Annotated in this window: 19 protein-coding genes and 1 pseudogene; 9 read left to right on the forward strand and 11 right to left on the reverse strand. The window is 68.6% G+C overall.

The features are described 5' to 3' along the window. Positions 1-6: 6 nt before the first annotated feature. The 8 genes from FFI97_RS07055 to FFI97_RS07090 form a co-directional block, all read right to left on the reverse strand. Positions 7-879, reverse strand: a complete 873-nt coding sequence (locus FFI97_RS07055) for a winged-helix domain-containing protein (protein WP_139705977.1) — start codon at positions 877-879, stop codon at positions 7-9. Positions 880-966: 87 nt separating this feature from the next. Beyond that, positions 967-1,548 (reverse strand): hypothetical protein, encoded by a 582-nt coding sequence (locus FFI97_RS07060; protein WP_139705979.1) that lies wholly within the window; start codon positions 1,546-1,548, stop codon positions 967-969. Then, on the reverse strand, positions 1,545-4,160 hold the full coding sequence (locus FFI97_RS07065; protein ID WP_144004389.1) for a fimbria/pilus outer membrane usher protein: 2,616 nt from the start codon (positions 4,158-4,160) through the stop codon (positions 1,545-1,547). The genes FFI97_RS07060 and FFI97_RS07065 overlap by 4 nt, the downstream gene beginning before the upstream one ends. 2 nt (positions 4,161-4,162) lie before the next feature. Continuing rightward, the gene (locus FFI97_RS07070) at positions 4,163-4,879 is read right to left on the reverse strand and encodes a fimbria/pilus chaperone family protein (protein ID WP_260684927.1); all 717 of its coding nucleotides are present in this window, start codon (positions 4,877-4,879) and stop codon (positions 4,163-4,165) included. Between the two features lie 275 nt (positions 4,880-5,154). Then, positions 5,155-5,817, reverse strand: coding sequence for a DUF1120 domain-containing protein (locus FFI97_RS07075; RefSeq protein ID WP_139705982.1), 663 nt, complete (start codon positions 5,815-5,817; stop codon positions 5,155-5,157). Positions 5,818-5,939: 122 nt separating this feature from the next. Beyond that, positions 5,940-6,668, reverse strand: coding sequence for a DUF1120 domain-containing protein (locus tag FFI97_RS07080; protein WP_139705984.1), 729 nt, complete (start codon positions 6,666-6,668; stop codon positions 5,940-5,942). 78 nt (positions 6,669-6,746) lie between these two features. Next, the gene (locus FFI97_RS07085) at positions 6,747-7,445 is read right to left on the reverse strand and encodes a DUF1120 domain-containing protein (RefSeq protein ID WP_185993574.1); all 699 of its coding nucleotides are present in this window, start codon (positions 7,443-7,445) and stop codon (positions 6,747-6,749) included. Positions 7,446-7,546: 101 nt separating this feature from the next. Continuing rightward, positions 7,547-8,347, reverse strand: a complete 801-nt coding sequence (locus tag FFI97_RS07090) for a DUF1120 domain-containing protein (protein WP_144004390.1) — start codon at positions 8,345-8,347, stop codon at positions 7,547-7,549. A gap of 274 nt (positions 8,348-8,621) precedes the next feature. Between FFI97_RS07090 and FFI97_RS07095 the strand changes: the two genes are divergently transcribed. Beyond that, the gene (locus FFI97_RS07095; RefSeq protein ID WP_221937666.1) at positions 8,622-9,299 is read left to right on the forward strand and encodes a response regulator transcription factor; all 678 of its coding nucleotides are present in this window, start codon (positions 8,622-8,624) and stop codon (positions 9,297-9,299) included. Then, on the forward strand, positions 9,296-11,668 hold the full coding sequence (locus tag FFI97_RS07100) for an ATP-binding protein (protein WP_139705992.1): 2,373 nt from the start codon (positions 9,296-9,298) through the stop codon (positions 11,666-11,668). The genes FFI97_RS07095 and FFI97_RS07100 overlap by 4 nt, the downstream gene beginning before the upstream one ends. 12 nt (positions 11,669-11,680) lie before the next feature. On the opposite strand, the gene FFI97_RS07105 is transcribed toward FFI97_RS07100, so the two are convergent. Beyond that, positions 11,681-12,568: a LysR family transcriptional regulator gene (locus tag FFI97_RS07105; protein ID WP_095745258.1), complete on the reverse strand. Its 888-nt coding sequence runs from the start codon at positions 12,566-12,568 to the stop codon at positions 11,681-11,683. 131 nt (positions 12,569-12,699) lie between these two features. Between FFI97_RS07105 and FFI97_RS07110 the strand changes: the two genes are divergently transcribed. Further along, entirely contained in the window at positions 12,700-13,698 is a 999-nt protein-coding gene (locus tag FFI97_RS07110) for a tripartite tricarboxylate transporter substrate binding protein (RefSeq protein ID WP_095947658.1), read from the forward strand. Beyond that, on the forward strand, positions 13,695-14,882 hold the full coding sequence (locus tag FFI97_RS07115) for a M20 aminoacylase family protein (protein WP_139705994.1): 1,188 nt from the start codon (positions 13,695-13,697) through the stop codon (positions 14,880-14,882). Before FFI97_RS07110 ends, FFI97_RS07115 begins: the two co-directional genes overlap by 4 nt. A 4-nt stretch (positions 14,883-14,886) precedes the next feature. Here the strand turns inward: FFI97_RS07115 and FFI97_RS07120 are convergent, their stop codons facing one another. Next, complete coding sequence (locus FFI97_RS07120) at positions 14,887-15,771, reverse strand: AraC family transcriptional regulator (RefSeq protein WP_139705996.1); 885 nt, start codon at positions 15,769-15,771, stop codon at positions 14,887-14,889. 95 nt (positions 15,772-15,866) lie between these two features. Between FFI97_RS07120 and FFI97_RS07125 the strand changes: the two genes are divergently transcribed. The 4 genes and pseudogenes from FFI97_RS07125 to FFI97_RS07140 form a co-directional block, all read left to right on the forward strand. Beyond that, positions 15,867-16,415 (forward strand): carboxymuconolactone decarboxylase family protein, encoded by a 549-nt coding sequence (locus FFI97_RS07125; RefSeq protein ID WP_139705997.1) that lies wholly within the window; start codon positions 15,867-15,869, stop codon positions 16,413-16,415. Position 16,416: 1 nt separating this feature from the next. Further along, positions 16,417-16,968: a redoxin family protein gene (locus FFI97_RS07130; protein WP_139705999.1), complete on the forward strand. Its 552-nt coding sequence runs from the start codon at positions 16,417-16,419 to the stop codon at positions 16,966-16,968. A gap of 22 nt (positions 16,969-16,990) precedes the next feature. Further along, complete coding sequence (locus FFI97_RS07135; RefSeq protein ID WP_139706001.1) at positions 16,991-17,683, forward strand: glutamine amidotransferase; 693 nt, start codon at positions 16,991-16,993, stop codon at positions 17,681-17,683. Continuing rightward, positions 17,680-18,321: pseudogene (locus FFI97_RS07140) on the forward strand (MOSC domain-containing protein); the annotation flags it as partial. The gene FFI97_RS07135 and the pseudogene FFI97_RS07140, both read left to right, overlap by 4 nt. A 63-nt stretch (positions 18,322-18,384) precedes the next feature. Here the strand turns inward: FFI97_RS07140 and FFI97_RS07145 are convergent. Next, on the reverse strand, positions 18,385-19,746 hold the full coding sequence (locus FFI97_RS07145; RefSeq protein ID WP_139706003.1) for a homoserine dehydrogenase: 1,362 nt from the start codon (positions 19,744-19,746) through the stop codon (positions 18,385-18,387). Between the two features lie 319 nt (positions 19,747-20,065). On the opposite strand from FFI97_RS07145, the gene FFI97_RS07150 reads away from it, so the two are divergent. Beyond that, positions 20,066-22,759 carry a bifunctional acetate--CoA ligase family protein/GNAT family N-acetyltransferase gene (locus FFI97_RS07150; RefSeq protein ID WP_062472839.1) on the forward strand — a complete coding sequence of 898 codons (2,694 nt, stop codon included), beginning with the start codon at positions 20,066-20,068 and terminating at the stop codon, positions 22,757-22,759. Positions 22,760-22,767 lie beyond the last annotated feature (8 nt).

Genomic DNA, 22,767 nt, shown 5'->3' on the forward strand with positions numbered 1-22,767 from the left:
TTTCGCTCAGGCGGGCGAACCCGGCGCAGCGGCTGCGCTCCCCCACGCGCGTTCCCCTGCCCTTCGGGCGGGTTCCCGCTGCCTGCTCCTGTTCTCTCCCGGCGCGCTGGCCGCGGTGCTCAACCGGTAGCCCTGCCCCGGAACGGTCTGCAGCTCCAGCCCATGGCGTCCGGCGCCCAGGCCGAGCTTGCGGCGCAGGCCGCACACGTTCGTGGAAAGCACCCCGGAGCCGCAACGATGGCCACTGTCCCAGACCAGCGCGCGCAGTGCGTGGTGGGTCAGGATCTGATCGACGTTCCTGAACAGCACGATGGCCAGGTCGAACTCATTGGGCGTCAATTCGACCCGGATGCCGGCCACCAGAGCGCTGTCCGCGGACAGGTCGAAGCGGAACGCACCCCACTCGACGAACTGGCCCGCCACCTGTGCCCGGCGCCACTGCAGGAAGCACCGCATCAGGAGGTACGCCTCTTCGAACGAAGACGGTGTCACCTCCACGTGGTCGGATTCGCGTGCATGCAGGACCGCCAGTTCGCGCAGACCGCGCTTGCCGCCGCTCAGGACCAGCGGGCACTCCGGGCCCACCTGCTCCCGCACCTGGGCGATCAGTGCGCCCGCCGCGCCGGCGTCCACCGGGCAGGCCACGACCACGGCGTCGAAGCGAAGCTGGAGGTAGCGGCACGCCTGCATCAATTCCAGTGCGCTGGTGAAGACCAGCGGCCAATGGCCGAGCCTGCGGATGGCCCGCCCCATCTGCTGTCGGGGCCGCAGTTCCGGGTCGATCACCGCGATGGTGGCGCACGCGGTCTCGCCCCCCGTGAGGGGCAGCCGCAGCGTGGAGGGGGTGGCGGTGTGGAGGGTGCAATGACTCTGCTTCAAGGATCACTCCAGAGGTGGATGGATGGATCGGATGTCGAATCGCCTTGTGGGCGAGTCGACCGGGTGGCCTGTGCGCCAGATGACGGGCTAGCGGCGCAAAACTTCGAAACGCCCCGCGCCTTCCCAGGTGCTTTCGGCCGCGACGCGCGTGGCGCCAGCGCCCACGAAGGGCTCGATCTCGAGCTGCACCGTCAGGCGTTGGCCCTGGGCCAGGCTTGCGCCGTCCATGGGCGACATCCGGTCCCCGGGCCGAAGCAGCGACGAAGGGGCCGAGTTCGTGGCGTCCGCCTGCGACGCGGCCAGGCGAACCGGCTTGCCGTCGAGCTGCGCCTGCACGATCCGCAGGGTGAAGCGGTCGTTCGCGGCAAACCGGAACCCCGTGTCGTCCGCCGCCGCGCCCTGGAACGACAGCGCCATCGCCGTGCGTTCGGCGCACACCGCCGTGAGCGTCACGAGGCGCTTGCCCAGCGAGGCGCGGGCGGGGTCGGGCTGGCGCTCCAGCAGCTGTGCGCGGGTCATCCGTCCATAGTCGACGAGCGACTCGCTCAGTTGCGCATCGCAGCGCCCCGAGGCCTGTGCATGCGCCGGCGTTCCCGCCAGGGCGAAAAGCGCGGCAAGCACCATGCTGAACAACGCGCTGTCCCGGCGCAGGTTTTTCATCGTGATCATTCGTGTGCTTCCATGGCCGTGCAGGTGGCATCGGCCGATTCAAAGTAGGCGGAGGCGTCCGGCTTGTCCGGCAGCGAAAACGCGAGCCTGCAGCTGCCGCCGTTCGACAGCGTGACCCGCAGGTTCGCGCCATCGCGCACGTCGGGCAGAAAGACCTGCCCGCCGTCGACGACCGAGGTGACGTACTGGTTGTCGCCGTCGACCACCGCCCCGCCCTTCTCGAGCGCCTGCCCCGCGGGACCGACGGCTTTCAGCAGCACCCGGCGGGCGTTGACCACGCCGAAGCGGATGTGGTTCACCGACCCGCGGCCCGCATCGAGTTCCTGGTAGCCGTTCACCAGGTCGACGTTGCGGGGCAGCGACCGGGTCGCGACCTCCAGCCGGCTCGTGTGGTACGGGAACAGCTGCGGGGCCACCGCGCGCCCCCAGGCGTCGGTCCACACCGGGCCTTGCGGCGTGCCGATGCGGACGCCGGACACGCCCCCCACCGAGACGATGCCGAAGGTGTCCTGCACGGGGTACGGCGAGAACGTGACGCCGTCCTTGTGGGCGACGATGCCGCCCTGCAGTTGCCCGCTGTAGGTGGTGCTCGCGCCGTTGCGCGAGAAGCCCAGGTTGGCCTGCGTGTAGCGCGGCAGCAGGCTCAGGCGCCCCGCGAAGTCGTTGCGCCCGTCGCGGCTGTCCCGCTCGGCCGAGACCTGGTAGCTCGTCGTGTCGTTGATGCGCTCGTTGAGCGTGACGCCGGCGCGGGTCCGGTCGTCGTAGCGGTTGACGTACGTCTTGACCGTCTTCGAGCCCAGCGGAATGCTCACCGTGACATAGGCCGCATGCCGGTTGTCGAAGCGCCCCAGGTCGCCGGTGCTGCGTTCCACGTTGAGCGATACCGTGGCGTGCGGAAACGACTTCACCCACGAGCCGATCACGCGCTGGATGTGGCGTCCGTCGAAGCTCGAGGAGGCCGAATAGGCCAGCCGGAAACCGCCAAGGCTCGCGTGGGTCCAGCCGACCGAGCCCGTGTACTGGCCCTTGTAGCGCTGGCGCGTCCAGGCGGTGTCGAACAGGTTCGGGTTGATCGTGTCCGCCAGGGCGCGGTAGCCCCGGGTCTGCTGCGTGGCGCTCATCGACGCAGACAACGCAGGCGAGATCACGCTGCTCACCGAGGCATCGACCTGCGTGCCGCGCACGCCTTCCCCCGAGGCGTTGGACACGGCCTGGCGAAACCCCGCCATCGTGCCCGGCACCACCATGCGATTCACGGCCCATGCCGCTGCCTGGTAGCGCGAGGCCGCCATGGCACCCGCCGTCAGGTGCGTGCGCTTGTCCAGGGCCCAGGTGCCGGTGCCTGTCGCCACCCAGGGCTTGTCTTGGCGCTCACCGTGGCCGTACGGGCGGTAGCGGCCGACCGCGAACGAATAGCCCGCCGTGGTGCGAAGCGCGGTCGCGCCCAGGGCGGCCGCTGGCACGGTGAACGGCCGGCGCGAGCCGTCGGCCTCGATGACCGTGACTTCCAGGTCGCTCGCGCCGCTGAGCAGCGGCAGGCCCGTCAGCGAAAACGGCCCCGGCGGGACGACCGTCGAGTAGATGAGCGCCTGGTTCTGCCGCACCTCGACGCGGGCCTGCGTGTGGGCGATGCCTTCGACCACGGCGCCGTTGTCGCGTGCGTCGGTGCGCAGGGCCTCCTCCGGGACGATCTGCACGCCCAGGATCGGATCGCCCGGGAAGATCGAGCTGGCGATGGTGATCTGGCCGCCCTGCACCGTCGAGCCCAGGCCGGTCAGCGTCTTCTGGCCGTAGGCATACAGGTGCTGCAGCTTTTCCTTGCCGTTGTTCGAGGTGTAGCTCTGGCGGCTGCGGAAAATCCAGTCGCCGACGTTCAGGCCGGCCTCGGTGCCCAGCGAATGGAAGCTGCTGGTGCCACCGGCATGGCGGCTGTCCATCGTCAGCAGGTCGTAGTTCAGCAGGCCGGCGACGCCGCCGCTGCTGAAGGTGTCGGCCCGCTCGCGGGCCCGGAACGCGTCGGTCGGCACGATGAGGCGGACCTCGTCCCTGCCGGGGCGCAGCTCGACGATCGTGCTGGGAAACCGGCGCTGGAATTCATCGCAGGCTGCCGCGTTCGCAGCCGCGTCGCCCTTCTTCGGCGCGTCATCCGCCTCACGGCTTGCGACGAGGCCGGCCTTGTCCAGCAGCGTCTCGTCGAAGCACAAGCGGCCCTGCGCATCGAAGGTGGCAGGCACCAACCCGCGGCGCTCGTCGTTGACGAACAGTGTCACCACGCTCGTCCCGGCGCGAAAGCGGGCTTCGTGCCGGAAGTAGTCCGCCAGTTTCGGGTCGATGCCGCGCTGCTTGAGCACGTCCAGGTCGAAGCCGGCGCCCTGTTTTTCCTTGATGAACTGCTCGATGACATCGGCGCGCTCCTCGCCGGCCAGGGCAAAGGCCGACGGAGAAGCCAGCAGCACGCAGAGCATCGCCGGCAGGCCGACCGAAGCGCCTTTCGTGCGCCCGCCCATGGCGGCCGCAGCGACCGGCGAGCGGCGCTGGATGCGGCGAAAGGCGCGGCCGTGCGGCCGGCGGGCGGCCGCCGGGGCCGCGCTGCGGAAAGACTGCGCAGCCATCGTCAGTGCGCGGCGAGCCTGACGTCGTAGCTGGGCACGGAGAAGCCGTACACCGTCGCAGGCGCCATCCGCACGGTGGCGGCGTCCTGGGCCGCGGCCGGCAGGGGCACTTCCACCTTCTCACCGGGCAGCACATAGGGGCGCGGCAATTCGACCGTCACGGTCGACGGCAGCAACTGGACCGCGGCAGCCATGCGCACCACGTACGGGCTGTCATTCACGACGCGCAGCGTGCCGCTCCCAGCCGACCATTTCAGCCGCTTCCATGGCTGGTCGTCCTTCGCCAGGCCCTTGGGGTGGATCAGCACCGGCAGGTTCTGACGAACGTTCATGGTCACGCGCAGGCCCGGTTCCGTGTTCTTCGGCGGGATGCCTTCGAAGATCACGCGCCGCAGGCGTTGCGTCTTCAGCGGCTGCCCGGTTTGCAAGAGAAAGCGCACGAGCTGCGTTTCGCCGGGCTCGACCCGGGCGACCGGCGGGGTCACGATCAGCAGGGTTTCGTCGTCCCCGGGAATGCCCGTCAGCGACGTGAACATGAGCGCCGGCTTGGCGTCCGTGTTCTTGACGTTGATGCTGGCTTCGCCATCGCTCTCGTTGACGATGACGACCGAGGTCTCCGGCAGCATGCCCGCGGCATGCAGCGGCAGCGGGGCCAGGCCCGCGATCCATGCGGCCGAGGCGGACAGTGCGAAAACAAATCTGGCGGGGATGAAGTTCACGGTTCTCTTTCCTGTGGTCGGACGAGCGCGTCCGCCGTCTCGAAAGGAACGCTTTCGAGAAGAATCAAAATGGGGATGGATCGACGGGCTGTTCGCCAGCCGTGGCGCCAGGCAGTGGCACCGCGTCGATCCCGATCGGTCCGGACGCGATGCCGGAGGGTCCTCAATGCCGCAGCGGGCTCGAGAACGGGATGTCCTGGAAAGGGTTGCGCCAAGCGCCCTGCCCGGCACACCCCTGTATCGGGCGGAAGGCCCGCCCGATACAGCCGTGTGGCTTACAGGTAGACGAGCTCGAAGGTCGACAGGCCATCCAGCGGGATCGCGTGGGTCAGCGGCAGGTTGCTGCCCTTGTCGATGACAGTCGTCACACGGATGTCCGTCGTGACAGACTTGTGAGCGTTCGGCCTCGACGCTCCCCCGTCGTTAACGAATGCGATGAGTCTGCCCCCATCAGCCATCAGGCCGCCAGTGTTGAGGGCTCCCCAGTAGGTGCCGCCGTTCTCGCTAAAAAGGGTTAGCGCGGGTCTTCCATCGGCGGTCGCCCTCACAATCTGCATCGAATAGGCGCCAATCTTCTGGCCATCCGAAGTGCCCAAGCCGAACTTCGTTTCCGGCTCCCCCACACCCGTTTGAAGCGAAGTGACCGCGGTTCCTGCGCGTTCGTCGATCGTCTTGAAGCCGAACAGCACAGGCGCATCGCAGGTCATGCCAAGTTGGATCGATTTCTCCGGGAGATTGGTCTGAGCCGTCGGGTTCAGCGACTTGGCGGGAATCTTGCCGTAGTCGACCACGCCACCGCCTGTGAAAACGGGCGTGCAAGCAGTCGGCGTGATCGTGCCGGCGATCCGGAGTTCGGCGCTTTCGGCGCTCGCCTGGCCGGGGACGAACATCACGGCGACCACGCTGGCGACGGCGGCAAGGGTTGCAATTTTCTTCACAAATATTTCCTCAAGAACTTCGAAAGAGTGGTTGAAGCCCGTCCATGGTCTCGAAACGCGGCCTTTGACGGCGGAAGAATCGAGACTGGAAATGGACGAGCGGGCTGTTCGTCAGCCGCTGCTTACAGGTAGATGAGTTCGAAGGTCGACAGGCCATCCAGCGGGATCGCGTGGGTCAACGGCAGGTTGCTGCCCTGGTCGATGGCGGTCGTCACACGGATATCGGCCGTGACAGACTCGTTAGCACTCGGCCAATTTATAGGGGTGCTACTGAATGAAATAAGTCTGCCCTCGGCACTTGACAGGCCCTCTTGGTTAACAAGGAAATTCCAATCGTGCCCGCTGGTCCTGCTCACAAGGACAGCCGCGTAGCCCCCACCATTGGCGGTCTGACCCGTAACTTGCAACGAATATGCGCCAATTTTCTTGCCATCCGAAGTGCCCAAGCCGAACTTCATGTTCGGGGTGGCCCCCGGGATCGTTTCAAGCGAAGTGACCGCGCTCGCAGCGCGTTCGTCGATCACCTTGAAGCCGAACCGCAGGGGTGCACCGCAGGTGATGCTCAGTTGGATCGTCTTTTCCGCGAGCGTGGTCTGGGCCGTCGGGTTCAGCGAGCTGGCGGGAATCTTGCCGTAGTCGACCACGCCACCGCCTGTGAAAACGGGCGTGCAAGGGGATGGCGTGATGGTGCCGGCGATGCGGAGCTCCGCACTGTCGGCGCTCGCCTGGCCGGGCACGAACATCACGGCGGCCACGCTGGCGACAGCAGCAAGAGTTGCAATTTTCTTCACGAATATTTCCTCAAGAACTTCAAAAAAGATTTCAACGAAGGATTCGTTGACGCCCGCCATGGCCCCGAAACGCTGCCCTTGACGGCAGAAGAAACAAGAGCGGAAAGGGATCGGCGGGCGCTGTTCGTCAGTTGCTGCTTACAGGTAGACGAGTTCGAACGTCGACAGGCCATCCAGCGGGATCGCGTGGGTCAGCGGCAGGTTGCTTCCCTTGTCGATGGCGGTCACCACGCGGATATCGGCCGTGCCAGACCTGCGAGCACTCGGCCCCTGCCCGTCGACACGCGTTGAAATGATCTCGCCCCCATCAGCCATCAGGCCGAATCCTGGGGGATGGGTCGCCCAGTTGACGCCGCCGTTCATGGTCCCAATGGAAGTCGCGCTTCCGCCATCGGCGGTCTGGCTCGCAACTACCAACGAATATGCGCCAATGTTCTTGCCATCCGACGCGCCCAAGCCGAACTTTTTGTTCGGGGCATATCCCGCGATCGTTGTCAGTGAAGTGACTGCGGTCGAGGCGCGTTCGTCGATCACCTTGAAGCCGAACAGCAGAGGCGCATCACAAGTCACGCTCAGTTGGATCGTCTTGTCCGCGAGCGTGGTCTGGGCCGTCGAGTTCAGCGACTTGGCGGGAATCTTGCCGTAGTCGACCACGCCACCGCCTGTGAAAGCGGGCGTGCAAGGGGATGGCGCGATGGTGCCGGCGATCCGCAGCTCGGCACTGTCGGCGCTCGCCTGGCCGGGCACGAACATCACGGCGACCATGCTGGCGACGGCGGCAAGAGTTGCAATTTTCTTCACAGATATTTCCTCGAGAACTTCAGAAAAAGATTTCAACGAAGGATTCGTTGACGCCCGCCATGGTCCCGAAACGCTGCCGTTGACGGCAGCAGAAACAAGAACGGAAATGGATCGGCGGGCTGTTCGTCAGTCGCTGCTTACAGGTAGACGAGTTCGAACGTCGACAGGCCATCCAGCGGGATCTTCTGAGTCAGCGGCAGGTTGCTGCCCTTGTCGATGGCGGTCACCACACGGATGTCGGCCGTGATGGCGGTGTGGGCGCCTGGCACCGTTCCCGTGGCACTGGCGGCGAACGCAACGAGCGTGCCGCCGTCGCCGGTCATGCCGCCGGCAAAGTCCGACCAGGTGGCTCCGCCGTCCACGCTGTTGATGTGTTTGGTGCTGCCTTGATCGGCCGTCTCTTTCGTGATCTGCAACGAATAGGCGCCAATGTTCTTCCCATCCACAGCGCCCAGGCCGAACTTCGCGTTCGTGGCATACCCCGGGATGGTTTCCAACGCGGCGACCGCCGTCGCAGCGCGTTCGTCGATCACCTTGAAGCCGAACAGCACAGGCGCATCGCAGCTCAGCGTCAGTTGGGTCGACTTGTCGGCGAGCGTGGTCTGGGTCGTGGGATTCAGCGTGCTGGCGGGAATGTTGCCGTAGTCGACCACGCCGCCGCCCGTGAAGACGGGCGCGCAAGCGGCCGGCACGATGGTGCCGGTGATCCGGAGTTCGGCGCTTTCGGCGCTCGCCTGCCCGGGCACGAACATCACGGCGACCACGCTGGCGACAGCGGCAAAAGTTGCAATTTTCTTCACAGATATTTCCTCAAGAACTTCAAAAAAAAGGGCCAACGAAGGAATCGTTGAAACCCACCCATGGCCTCGAAACGATGCGTTGGACTGCACCGCAACGAACCCAATCCAACCGCCGATGCGTCGGGTTTCGCGTCGCAAGGGCCTTGCGCCTCTTGCAGCGAGCGCCCTTGAAAGGGCGCACGGAAAGCGTGTGAGCGGCGGCGTGTTTTGTTGCGATGGATTGTTCTTTTTGGGTGCTTTTCCCGATATAGAAATGCAACGAAAAAACGGGGGGTCGACTTAGGGATCGTTCGAAAAATCGAGCCACGGGGCAGCGTGGTGGCTTGCGCGGCATGCGCTCGCGCATCCCCTCGTTGTGATGGTGTCGACGTGGGGGCGAGCCGCCTACGATCCACCCACTGGGAGGGTCCTCATGGCACACCACCTCACCGCGCAGCCGCTTCGCCTGATGCTGCTCGACGACCACGCGGTCGTCCGGCGTGGCCTGATCGCAAGACTGGCGGACGAGCCCGACCTGTCGGTGGTCGGCAGCCATGCCACCAGCCGCGAACTGCTCGATGCCCTGGCCACCGTGGCGGCCGATGTCGTGCTCATGGATTTCTCGCTCGGGCCTTCGGACATCGACGGGCTCAACCTCCTGCGGGCGCTGAAGGTGCGGCATCCGCGCAGCCGGACGATCGTCATCTCCGCGCACTACAGCGCGGCCACCGTGGCGCTGGCGCTGAAGGCCGGCGCGCGCGGCTATGTCGGAAAGAGCCAGGAACTGGACGAGCTGGTGGCGGCCGTGCGCACGGTGGGCAAGGGCCGCATCCACCTGCATCCCGACATGGCGGCGGACATCGCGACCTACGCCGAAGCCGCGTCGCCCCACACCGACGCCGAGGCGCTCACGAAGAACCCGCTGCTGTCCCCGCGCGAGCGCGAGGTGCTGCGTTGCTGCCTGGAAGGCCTGTCGGTCACGCAGATCGCCACGAAGTTCTCCCGCAACGTGAACACCATCAGCACGCAGAAACACGCGGCGTTCCGCAAGCTGGGCATCCGCACGGACAACGAGCTGTTCAAGATCCGCCACCAGCTGGACAAGACATGAATCCCTGGCTCACTCTCGGGCGAACGGCCCGCTGGGCGATGTGGAGTGCGATGGCCCTCCCCGCCGGCCCCGCCTGGGCGCAGGCGCAGCCCCTCTTCACCGACGAGGAACAGCGCTGGATGAAGGCCAACCCCGTCGTGCGCTATGCCGCCGACACGCGGCTGAGTCCGCTGGAGTCCATCGAGCATGGCCGCTACAAGGGTTTGATCGCGGAGTACCTCGACGCGGTCGCCCGCAAGTCGGGCCTGCGCTTCGAGCTGCACGCCACCCCCGACTGGCAGGAAGCCCAGCAGGCCTTCCTCGACGGCAAGGTCGACATGTTCCCGAACGCCAGCGCCGACCGCACCACGCGCGAGGTCGGCGCCCGGCTGCGCCTGACCGATCCCTTCTTCGTGGCGCAGACGATCATCGTCACGCGCACCGACGCCCCCTTCGTCCTGCACATGAAGGACCTGGACGGCAAGGTGGCGGCCGTGCGCGGCGGAGGCACTTACGCCCATGTCTTCGCCGAGCGCTACCCCGGCGTGCGCGTGCTTCCCACCAGCGAACCGATGGAAAGCCTCGACGCGGTGATCACCGGCGAGGCCTACGCCGCCATCGGCTCCGACGCGGTGTTTTTGCCCATGATGCGCCGCAGGCATGCGCGCCAGCTGAGCATCTCCGGCACGATCGGCGATCTCCTGTACGTGGCCCAGATGGGCGTTCGCGCCGACCTGCCGCTGCTGCATTCCATCGTGGAGAAGTCGCTCGCGAGCCTCTCGGCGGCGGAGACCGGCCAGATGAACGACCGGTGGCTGGAGCAGACCGACTTCGGCGAGCCGTCGCTGCTGTCGATCGTGCGCTACCGCCTGCCGCAGCTGTTGCTGCTGCTCGGCGGTGTCGTGCTGCTCGGCTGGTTCGCCTGGCGCGCCCGCATGGCGCAGCGCGCCGCACAGAAGAGCGAGCGCACCAAGTCGAACTTCCTGGCGGTGATGAGCCACGAGATCCGCACGCCCATGAACGCGGTGCTGGCCTCCATCGAGATGCTGGCGCACACGCCGCTGGATGCGCGCCAGACGCGCTTCACGCGCACCGCCTCGGCGGCCGCCGAAGCCCTGCTGTCGCTGCTGGACGATGTGCTCGACCTCTCGAAGCTGGACGCCAGGCGCCTCGCGCTGGAACTGGTGCCCACCGATGTCGACGCGCTGGCGCAGAAGGTCGCGCATGTGGCGCGCGTGAACGCGCAGGACAAGCCGCTGGTCATCGCGGTGCGCACGCACAATCCCTCGGGCCGGCAGGTGCTGATCGACCCCACGCGGCTGCGGCAGGTGCTGCTCAACCTGCTGGGCAATGCCGTGAAGTTCACCGAGCGCGGGCGCATCGACGTGACGCTGGAGCTTCTGGACGATGGCGACATGAACGGCCTGCTGACGGTCACGGTGAGCGACACCGGCATCGGCATCGCGCCCTCGCAGCAGGCCACCCTCTTCGATGCCTATTCGCAGGCCGACAGCTCCACGACCCGGCGCTTCGGCGGCACCGGGCTGGGGCTGACCATCTGCAAGGAGCTGGTCGAGTTGATGGGTGGCGAGATCCGGTTGACCAGCCGTCTTGGTGCGGGCACCTCGGTCGAGTTCGCCCTGCCGGTGAAGCTTGTATCGCCCCCACAAGAACTGTCCAAGGATGCTGCTGCGGCGCATGGCAAGCCGCCTTCCAATCCTGCGGCCACCGTGCTGGTCGTGGAGGACCATCCGGGCAACCAGTTCATCATCGCCGAGCAGTTGCGCATGCTGGGCTACGACGCCCGGATCGAAGCCGACGGCGCGGCGGCACTGGCCGCGCTCGCGCCGCCGCATCCTTTTGCGCTCGTGCTCATGGACTGCCACATGCCGGGGATGAGCGGCTATGAGGCGACGCGCCGCCTCCGGGAGCGCGAGCGCGAGGCAGGCGCCACCCATCTGCCCGTGATCGCGATCTCGGCCGCGACCGACTCGGCGCACCTCGACGAATGCATGGAAAGCGGGATGGACGGCGTGCTCAAGAAGCCGCTGCGGCTGGACGAACTGTCGAGCATGCTGCAGCTCTGGCTGGGCGGGGCGCCCTCGTCGCAGCAACGCCCCGACACGGCCTTGCCGCCGCAGTTTCACGAGGCCATGGCGGAAGACCTTGCGGCGTTGCGCCGGGCGTTCGCTGCGGGCGACACCGCGAGCGCGGCACACCATGCGCACCGTATCAGGGGCGCGGCCTTGATGGTCGACGCTGCGGCCGTGGCAGCGCCCGCCGATGCATTGGAAGAAATCGCTCGCGCCGAAACCGCTTCGGATCACATGCGCGTGGCGGACCTGCTGGACGAACTCCAGCTTGCGCTGTCGGCACAGGCCGCGCCCTGAGCAGACGGCGCCCTACGCCCCTGCCATCCGTTCTTTCATCAACCGCCGAAGAATCGCCAGCGCCGGCGCCTCGGTGCGCTGGCGCAAGGTCACCAGCCCGAAGCGCGCCGTGCCGCGCATCGGCGGCTCCATCCGCAGCTCGACCAGGTCGGGTGCCGACTCGTGCACCGCGAGCAGCACCGTGTCGCTCTGGCGCACCACGTCGGCAATGCTGGGCAACTCCTCGCACTGCAGGGTCACGCAGTTGGCAGGATGCGCCTGCGGGCCGTAGGTTTCGACCAACCCGCGCGCCACCTCGTCGCTCAGCGGCGTCGAGGCGATCGGGTAGCGCTGCACCGCCTCGAAACTCACGCCCTTGCGCAGCCGCGTGAGCGGATGGCCGCGGCGGCACAGGAAGGCGCCGCGCAGCTCGTACACGTGGGTCAGCACCAGGTCGGGCGCGGGCTTGAGCGCGCGCGCATCGACCACCAGCGCATCGAGGCTACGCTCGCGCAGCGCCTGCGCCAGCAGGTCGGTGCTGCCGCGCGCGATCACGGTGCGCACCGCCGGGTGGTGCGTCGCCATGTGCAGCAGAAAGGGCGTCATCAGCAGCGCGCCCGGCCCCGAGCCCAGCCCGATGCGCACCGTGCCGCCCTCGCCTTCGCGCATCTGCCGGCCGCGGTCGCGCAGCGCCTCGGCCTCCGACACCAAAAGCCGCGCGCGCTCCAGCACCTCGCGCCCGAAGACCGTGAGCTCGTTGCGCCGGCCGATGCGGTCGAACAGCGGCATGCCCAGCTCGTCCTCGAGCGCGCGCACGCTGCGGCTGAGCGCGGGCTGCGTCAGGTGCAGCGCCTGCGCCGACTGGCTGAACGAGCCCGTGTGGGCCAGCGAAATCAGGTGCCTCAGTTGGACCAGCGTCATGGCGAAAACCTCGTTTTCATGAATGCATTGGACTCATGCTAATGCAGCCAATAATGCATTGGACGTTGCGTCGGGCCGCTCCTAGCATTCCCCTGCATCCGGCCCCACGAGCCGGCACCACCCCAGGAGACATGACTTTGACGACGACTTCGCTCTTCCGATCCGCGCTGCTGCTCGGCTGCGGGCTGATGCTGCTGGCTGCGGGCCCCGCCCGCGCCGACGGCTTTCCCGCCAAGCCCGTGAACCTGATGGTTCCCTACCCGGCCGGCGGCCCCTCGGACGCCACCGCGCGCATCTTCACCGTGCCGCTGGGCAAGGCGCTGGGCCAGCAGGTGGTCGTGGAGAACCTGGGCGGCGTGAGCGGCGCCATGGCCGCGCAGAAGGTGCTGGCCGCGCCGGCCGACGGCTACTACCTCTTCCAGGGCTCGCCCAACGAGATCATCCTGGCGCCGCTGGCCAATGCGGCCGTGAAGCTCAAGGCCGAAGACTTCCGCATGGTGCACCCGGTGGCCGAGGCCGTGATGGTCTTCGTTGCCCGCAAGGACCTGCCGGCCAACAGCGTCGACGAGCTCATTGCGCTGGCGCGCAAGTCGCCCGACAAGCCGCTGTCGTACGGCAGCGTGGGCATCGGCTCGCTGTACCACCTGATCCTCGAGAAGGTGCAGCTGGACACCGGCGTGAAGCTCATGCACGCGCCTTACAAGGGCAACGCGCCGCTGCTGCAGGACATCGGCGGCGGCCAGGTCGACTTTGCAGTGCTGGTCTACAGCGCCGCCATGGGCGCGCTGGCCGACCAGGGCCGGCTGAAGATCCTCGGCCAGCTCGGCGGGCAACGCTCCGAGCTGCTGAAGAACGTGCCCACCGCCAGCGAAGGCAAGGAGCTGAAGAACGTCAACTACAAGACCTGGAGCGGCTTCTTCGTGCGCAAGAACACGCCCGAGGACGTGGTGCAGAAGCTGCACCAGGCCGTCGGCGCGGCGCTGAAGGAAACGAGCGTGCGCGAGCAGCTCGCGGCCCAGACGCAGCTGGCCTCTCCGCAGACGACGCTGGCCGAATCGGCGAAGTTCTACGAAGCCGAGACCGCGCGCTACCGCGACATCGCCAAGTCCATCCGACTGGAACCCCAATGAGCACCACCGCCCTCCTGAACGACCTGCACGCCAGCGCCGACACCTTCATCGGCATCCGCCGCGACATCCACCAGCACCCCGAGCTCGGCTTCGACGAGCACCGCACCTCGGCGCTGGTGGCCGAAAAGCTCGAAGCCTGGGGCTACACCGTCGAGCGCCACATCGGCGGCACCGGCGTGGTGGGCCGGCTGGTGCGCGGCAACGGCACGCGCCGCCTCGGCCTGCGCGCCGACATGGACGCCCTGCCCATCGACGAGGCCACGGGCCTGGCCTACGCCAGCGCGCACACGGGCGTGATGCACGCCTGCGGCCACGACGGCCACACGGCGATGCTGCTGGCGGCAGCGCAGCACCTGGCCGAACGCGGGCGCTTCGACGGCACGCTGAACCTGATCTTCCAGCCCGCCGAGGAAGGCGGCGGCGGCGCGGTGCGCATGATCGACGACGGCCTGTTCGAACGCTACCCCTGCGACGCCATCTTCGCGATGCACAACATGCCCGGCATGGCGCAGGGCCGGCTGGCGATGCGCGAAGGCCCGGCCATGGCCTCGTCCGACTACGCCACCATCACCCTCACCGGCGTGGGCGGCCACGGCGCCATGCCGCACCGCGCGGCCGACCCCATCGTGGCCGCGGCCAGCATCGTGATGGCGCTGCAGAGCGTGGTCTCGCGCAACATCGATCCGCTGCAGATGGCGGTGGTCACGGTGGGCGCCATCCATGCGGGCAAGGCCAACAACGTGATCCCGCAAGGCGCCGTGCTCGAGCTGAGCGTGCGCGCCCTCGACCGCGAGGTGCGCAAGAAGATCGAAACCCGCATCAAGGCGCTGGTGGCCGCGCAGGCCGAGAGCTTCGGCGTGCAGGCGCAGATCGACTGGCGGCCCGGTTACGCGGTGCTGGTCAACACACCTGAAGAAACCGCCTTCGCGCGCACCGTGGCCGAAGAACTCGTGGGCCCGGCGCAGGTCACCTGGCAGACGCCGCCGCTGCCGGGCAGCGAAGACTTCGCCTTCATGCTGGAGCGCGTGCCCGGCTGCTACCTGCTCATCGGCAATGGAGACGGCGACGCGCACGGCGCCTGCATGGTCCACAACCCGGGCTACGACTTCAACGACAGCAACGTTGCCGTGGGCGGCGCCTACTGGGTGCTGCTGACCGAGCGCTTTCTGCGCGCGGAGGGTTGAGCGCTCAAGCCGACTGCCGCGCGAGCCATTCGCGCGGCGACACGCCCACCTTCTGCGCGAACAGGCGCGACAGCGCCGAAGCGTTCGCGTAGCCAAGGCTGTCGGCAATCGCCTTGACCGACGCGCCCGTGCGCAGCTCGGCCTGCGCGATCGTCAGGCGCCACTGCGCGAGGTAGTCGGCGGGCGTTGCGCCCACCACCGACTTGAAGCGCGCGGCGAACGCGCTGCGCGACATGCCGGCCTCCGTGGCCATCTGTTCGAGCGGCCACGGCTCGCCCGGTCGCTCGTGCAGCGCGACCAGCACGCGCGCCAGCTGCGGATCGCCCAGGCCCGTCAGCAGGCCGGCAGGCACGCCGCTCTCCTGCGGATGGTCGAGCAGCCAGCGCAGCAGCTGGATCAGCACCACCTCGAACAGCCGGTCGGCCAGCAGGCGGTGCCCGCACAGCACGCGCCCGGTTTCCGCGAACAGCAGCGCCAGCGAAGCTTCGAGGCCGTCGACCGCATGCAGCGGCAGCCGCACCAGCGGCGGCAAGGCGCGCACCAGCGGGTGCGCCTCGCCGCCGTCGAAGTCGACCGTGGCGCAGACGAAATCCGAGCCTTCGGTGGGCGCGTTGTGGAAGTCGTGCGCCAGCGGGCGCGGATAGAACAGCAGGCTGGGCTCCTTCACGACCAGCTTGCGCGGCACGCCGGCCGAACGCACCGACGGCGCCGAATGCGTGACCACCATCTCGCCGCGCTGCATCACATGCAGGAAGCTGCGCCCTTCCTTCGCCGCGAAGTGCGTCACGCCGCACAGCGGCCCCGTGTGGAACAGGTGGGCCCGGACACGGAAGCGTTCGAGCAGGGATGAAAGCCTGTCGATGGGCGTCGGCGGTGTTGCGCTCGGCATTGGACGAAAAGGTATGTTGAATGGATAAAAGCATTCAAATCATACGGATTTCCGGAAGACACTGCCTCCATCGTCATCACCGAAAGGAAGTCTTCATGCCCCGCGTCAACCTCGTCACCGACACCGCCGCCACTGGCGACGCCCAGTCCTTGCTCGCCGACATCCACGGTGCCTTCGGCGCCACGCCCAACATGTTCCGCGCCGTCGCCAACTCGCCCGCGGCGCTGCGCAGCCTGTGGGGATCGTTCGGCGCGCTCGGAGGCGGCGTCATTCCGGCGCAGCTTGGCGAGCAGATCGCCGTGGCCATTGCCGACCGCAACGCCTGCCACTACTGCCTCGCGGCGCACACCGCGCTGGGTCGCAAGGCGGGCGTCTCGGCCGCCGACATGGCGGCCGCGCAGGCCGGCGAATCGGCCGACCCGCGCACGGCGGCGGCGCTGCGCTTTGCGCTCAAGCTCGTCGATGCACGCGGCCAGGTGAACGACGCCGACGTGCAGGCCTTGCGCGCCGTGGGCTTCGACGACCGGCACATCGTCGAGATCCTGGCCCACGTCGCGCTGAACCTGTTCACCAACTACGTGAACGTGGCGTTCCAGGTGCCGGTGGATTTCCCGCAGGTGAAGCTGCGCACCGAGGCGGCCTGACATGGCCTGGCCGCGCCCCGAGGCGCCCGAGCTGCAGGTCGCGCAGTGGCTCAACACCGACACGCCCGTCACGCTCGCGTCGCTGCGCGGCCGGGTCGTGGTGCTGCACGCGTTCCAGATGCTGTGCCCGGCCTGCGTGTCGCACGGCCTGCCGCAGGCGAAGAAGACGCGGCAGCTCTTCGCCGCGAAAGACGTGGCGGTGATCGGCCTGCATTCGGTGTTCGAGCACCACGACGTCATGACGCCCGCCGCGCTCGACGCCTTCGTGCGCGAGTACCGGCTGGGCTTCCCCATCGGCATCGACCAGCCCTCGCCCACCGGCGGCATCCCCGCCACGATGCGCGACTACCAGTGGCAGGGCACGCCGAGCACGGTGCTGGTCGACCGGCAGGGGCGCCTGCGCATGAGCCACTTCGGGTTGATCGACGACATGGCGCTGGGCGCCGCCATCGGGCAGCTTGCGGCCGAAGAGGCGCCCGCGCACCTCATTGCACAACCTGCAGACGATGCATCGCCAGACGGCCCGTGCGACGACACCGCCTGCCGCGCCTGAACGAAGAAAGGACACCCGCCGCATGCCATGCATCGCCCTGCAACACCTCGCCTTCGAAGACCTCGGGCGCTTCGCCAACGTGCTCATCCAGGCCGGCCACGCCATCGACTACCGGCAGGCGGGCCCGTCCGCGCTCAGCGCCGACGAGTGGCGCCACGCCGACCTCGTCGTGGTGCTCGGCGGCCCCATCGGGGCCTACGACACGGCGACCTACCCCTGGCTCACCGAAGAGATCGCCGGCCTGCGCGAACGACTGGCGCTACAGCGCCCCACGCTGGGCCTGTGCCTGGGCGCGCAGCTCATGGCCCGTGCGCTCGGCGCGCGCGTGTACCCGTCGGGGCACACGGAGATCGGCTGGGCGCCGGTCGACCTGAGCGCGGCGGGCCGGGCCTCGTGCCTCGCGGCGCTGGATGGCGAACCCGTGCTGCACTGGCACGGCGACACCTTCGACCTGCCGCCCGGCGCCGAACTGCTGGCGAGCACCGCACGCACGCCACACCAGGCCTTCCGCCACGGCCGCCATGCGCTCGCGCTGCAGTTCCACCCCGAGGCCGATCCCGCACGCATCGAGCCCTGGCTCATCGGTCATCACCACGAACTGGCCGCGGCCGGCATCGACATTCCCGCGCTGCGCGCCCGCAGCGCCGAGCTGGCCAAGGTGCGCTCCGATGCCGCGACGCGCATGCTGACGGCATGGCTGGATCAGCTCGCATGACGCAGCCCGCCCTGCCCATCGACGCGCTGCTGGTCGGCTCCGTGGCCTTGCTGCCCGACGGCCGCACACGCAGCGGCATCCGCAAGACGCCGACGGCCGATGCGCTGTGGCTGTCGTCCACCGGCCTGCAGGGCGATGCGCAGGCCGACCTGCGCATCCACGGCGGTATCGAGAAGGCCGTGCACCACTACCCGCGCGAGCACTACGCGGACTGGGCGACGGGCGGCCACCGCAGCGAACTGCTGGCGCACGCGGGCGCCTTCGGCGAGAACATCTCGACCACGGGCTGGAACGAATCGACCGTGTGCATCGGCGACGTCGTGCAGCTCGGCGATGCGCGGGTGCAGGTGTCGCAGGGCCGGCAGCCGTGCTGGAAGCTCGACGCCCACTTCGGCAGGCCCGGCATGGCGCGCGAGATGCAGGCGCGCGGCTGCACGGGTTGGTACTACCGCGTGCTCAAACCCGGCTGGGTGCGGGCCGGCGCCCTGGCCACGCGCGTGGAACGCCCGCATCCCGAGTGGCCGCTGTCGCGCCTCATCGCGCTGCTGTTTTCGCGTGACGCGCGCTTCGCGCCCGAATGGGAACAGGCCGCCGCCCTGCCCGCTTTGGCCGAGCGCTGGCGCGCCACGTTTCGCAAGCGGGTGGATGCGGGGCGGGTCGAAGACTGGGAGCCGCGCCTGCGTCCGCCCCCTGAGCGCTCTTCAGTCGTCCAGCGTTTCCACGCGCAGCGCGATCACCGGGCCAGCCACGACCGGACTCGTCTGCAACGCGTGCAAGGCAAGATCGACCGCGCTTTGCAACGCCGATTCGGTGATCACCAGCACCTGCGGCGCCGCATCCGCCGGCCCGTTCGCCAGCACCAGTTGCCGCACCGGCAGCCGCTGCGCGGCCAGCAGCTCGGCCACGGCCGCGATGTCGGTCGCCGCCTGCACCGGCACGCGCAGGTAGTGCGCGCTGCGCACGGCCGCGCGCGGCAGCACCGGCAGTTCGCGCACCGCATGCGCGTGGAAGCCGGTGTGCGGCACGCGCTGGCCGGCGTGGGTGCCGTCCAGGCGCGCCACGTCGACCAGGTCGGCGATCACGGCCGAGGCGGTCTGCTCCGAACCGGCGCCCGCGCCGTAGTACATCGTGACGCCCGCCGCGTCGGCCTTGACCATGATGCCGTTCATCGAGCCGTTGACCTGCGCGAGCAGGTGCGCCGCGGGCACCAGCGCGGGCTGCACGCGCAGCTCCACGCCGTCTTCACGTCGGCGCGCCACGCCCAGCAGCTTGACGCGAAAGCCCAGCTGCTCGGCGCAGGCCACGTCCAGGCGCTGCAGCGCGGTGATGCCCTCGACCTGCGCATCGGCAAAGCGCACCGGCATGCCGAAGGCGTTGGCGGCCAGCAGCGCGGTCTTGTGGGCGGCGTCGACGCCCTCGATGTCGAAGGCCGGATCGGCCTCGGCATAGCCCAGCGCCTGGGCCTGCGCGAGCGCGTCGCCGAAGTCCAGGCCCTCGTCGCGCATCTTGCTCAGGATGAAGTTGGTGGTGCCGTTGACGATGCCCGCCACCCATTCGATGCGGTTGGCCGTGAGACCTTCGCGCAGCGCTTTCACGATGGGGATGCTCACCGCCACCGCGCCCTCGTACATCACGGCCACGCCGTGCGCGCTGGCGGCGGCGAAGATCTCGGGGCCGTGCACGGCCAGCAGCGCCTTGTTGGCCGTGACCACGTGCTTGCCGTGGGCGATGGCCGCCAGCACCCAGTCGCGCGCCGGGCCGGTGCCGCCGGCCACCTCGACCACCACGTCGACATCGGGGTCGATGGCCACCTGCATCGGGTCGGCTGTGAGCGCCACGCCCTCGCCCACGATGCCCTGGGCGCGCGCGAGGTTGCGCGCCGCCACCACCGTCACCTCGATGCCGCGCCCGGCACGGGCGGCGATGAGGTCCTGGTTGCGGGCCAGCACGCGGAAGGTACCCGCGCCCACGGTGCCGATGCCGATCATGCCGACGCGCAGGGGGCGAATGGCCGCAGGATGGCTGGGCTGGGGCAGGAAGGACGAGACGGGATCGCGGTACATGGGCTTCTCCAAACAACGAACGAACAGGACAAAAACAAAAAAACCCAGCTGCCAGCTGGGTTTCGTTCATTCGGGAGAAGAGACACCAGGTGGCTGCCGGAGCGGCCACCCTGCGCGTGCTCAGGGGGCCGCGGCGGTCATGGTGGTAATCATTCGTGCATTCACTGCGTCGCTCGTTCGCACGCAGGCGGCGAACGGCATCGTGCGGCCGACAACGGCGGCGCTGGATGCTGCAACGGGGAAAAGTGAAAGGCACGACATGAGCTGGCGAGTGTACACGCGGTGCTTGCGGCACGCCCCGATCCGGGCAAACTAGGGCATGGACAAGCATTTCCTGACCCCCCTGTTCGCCCCGGCGTCGATCGTGGCCTTCGTCGGCCAGCCCAGCGATCCGGGGGGCCAGACCGCCCTGGGCCGCACGCTGCGCGAAGCCTTCCGGGCCGACCGTTTCGACGGCACGCTGCGCTTTCTGGACGTGCGCACCCAGGGCACGCTCGAAGAGCTGGCGCAGACGCATGCCGACCTGGCGCTGATCGCGCTGGCGCCGCACGACGTGGCGGCCGCCCTCGAGATCGCGGGGCGCATCGGCTGCAAGGCCGCGGTGGTCATCTCCACCGGCATCGCCGCCGAGCAGGCCGCGCAGTGGCGAAAGATCGCGCGCCGCGAAGGCGTGCACCTGCTGGGCCCGAATTCGCTGGGCTTCCAGCGCCCGCCGCTGCACCTGAACGCCAGCGTGGCCGGCCCGCTCGCGCGCACCGGGCCGCTGGCGCTGGTGTCGCAGTCGGGCGCGCTCACGGCCTCGATGCTCGACTGGGCGCGGCAGAACGGTGTGGGCTTTTCGAGCGTGGTGTCGCTCGGGCCACACACCTCGGTCGACATTCCGCAGGTGCTCGACTTCCTGGCCAACGACTCGAGCACGCACAGCATCATCGTGTACCTCGAAGGCATTGCCGATGCGCGCCGCTTCATGAGCGCGCTGCGCTCGGCCTCGCACGCCAAGCCGGTGGTGGTGCTCAAGGCGGGCCGCAAGCCGGCCGGCAACGAGGCCGCGCAGACGCACAGCGCGGCCATCGTGGGCAGCGACGACGTGTTCGATGCCGCCCTGCGCCGCGCGGGCGCGGTGCGGGTGCGCTCCTTCGTCGAGCTGTTCTCGGCCGCCAAGTGCCTGGCCTCGCGCTACCGGCCGGTGGGCAAGCGGCTGGCCGTGGTCACCAACGGCGGCGGCCCCGGCGTGCTCGCGGCCGACTGGATCAACGAGATCGGCCTGGACCTGGGCCGCCTCTCGGCCCCCGCGCAGCGGTCGCTGCAGCCCTCGCTGCCGGCGCTGGCTTCGCTCACCGACCTCATCGACCTGTCGGAGGACGCCACGCCCGCGCACTTTCGCGCCGCCATCGACACCGCCTCGGCCGACAGCCAGATCGACGGCGTGCTCGCCATCTTCTCGCCCAAGGCCGGCGTCGACGCGGCCGCCACGGCGCGCGCGCTGGCCGACATTCCGCGCCCCATGCCCAAGCCGCTCCTGTCGTGCTGGATGGGCGATGCCTCGGTGGGCAATGCGCGGGCCGTGCTGGCCGAGGCCACCATCCCGAGCTTTCGCACGCCCGAGGCGGCCGTGGGCGCCTTCGGCAACATCGCGGCCTTCTACCAGAACCAGCAGCTGCTGCAGCAGACACCGCCGCCGCTGTCGGCGCTGGCCAAGCCCGACATCGACGGCGCTCGCCTGCTCATCGAGAGCGTGCTGGCCGAGCGGCGCAAGGTGCTGACCGAGATGGAGTCGAAGTCGCTGCTGTCGTGCTTCCACATCCCGATCACGCGCACCCTGCTCGCGCGCAGCGCCAACGAGGCCATGATGATCGCCACGCAGCTGGGCTTTCCGGTGGCGCTGAAGATCGACTCGCCCGACATCTCGCACAAGTCCGACGTCGAGGGCGTGGCGCTGAACGTGATGAACGGCACCAGCGCGCGCGACACCTACCTGGAGATGATGGAGCGCGTGGCGCGCCTGGCACCCGATGCCCGCATCAACGGCGTGACCGTGCAGAAGATGGTGCGCGCGCGGCGCGGGCGCGAAATCTACGTGGGCCTGGTCACCGACCAGCCCTTCGGCCCGGTGATCGTCTTCGGCGCGGGCGGCACCATGATCGAGCTCATGAACGACCGCGCGATGGAGCTGCCGCCGCTGAACCAGTTCCTGGCGCGCCACCTCATCGAGCGCTCGCGCGTGGCCGAGACGCTGGGCGAATGGCGCGGCGCCAACGCCGTGAACATGGAGGCCATCGAGGATGTGCTGCTGCGCGTGTCCGAAATGGTGTGCGAGCTGCCCGAGCTGCGCGAGATGGACATCAACCCCATCATCGTGGACGAGCACGGCGCGGTGTCGGTCGATGCGCGCATCGTGGTCGACAGCAGCACGCAGGCCGTGGCGGGCCCGGTGGGCAACGGCTACCAGCACCTGGCCATCATGCCGTACCCCGCGCGCTACCGGCGCGAATGGCCGCTGCCCGGTGGCGGCGCGTACGTCGTGCGGCCGGTGCATCCGAACGACGCGCAGATGCTGCAGGCGCTGGTGCAGGGCCTGTCGCCCGAAAGCCGCTGGTTCCGTTTCGTCTCGCGCTTCCACGAGCTGCCGCCGTCGATGCTGTCGCGCTTCACGCTCATCGACTACGACCGCGAGATGGCGCTGGTCGCCACCGTGATGGAGCGCAGCACCGCGCCCGACGGCAGCATCCTCGAGAGCGAGCGCATCGTGGGCGTGTCGCGCTACATCACCAACCCCGACCAGACCAGCTGCGAGTTCTCGCTCGTGGTGGCCGACGAGTTCAGCGGCAAGGGCATCGGCTCGCGTCTCATGGAAAGCATCATCGATGTGGCGCGCGACCGCGGCCTTTCCGAGATGGACGGGCTGGTGCTGGCCGGCAACCCCGACATGCTCAAGCTGGTGCGCCGACTGGGCTTCTCGGTGAAGTCCTTCCCCGAGGACCCGGACTTCAAGCTCGTGACCTACCCGCTGTAGCCCGACGG

Source organism: Variovorax sp. KBS0712 (assembly GCF_006323185.2).
Taxonomy (GTDB): domain Bacteria; phylum Pseudomonadota; class Gammaproteobacteria; order Burkholderiales; family Burkholderiaceae_C; genus Variovorax; species Variovorax boronicumulans.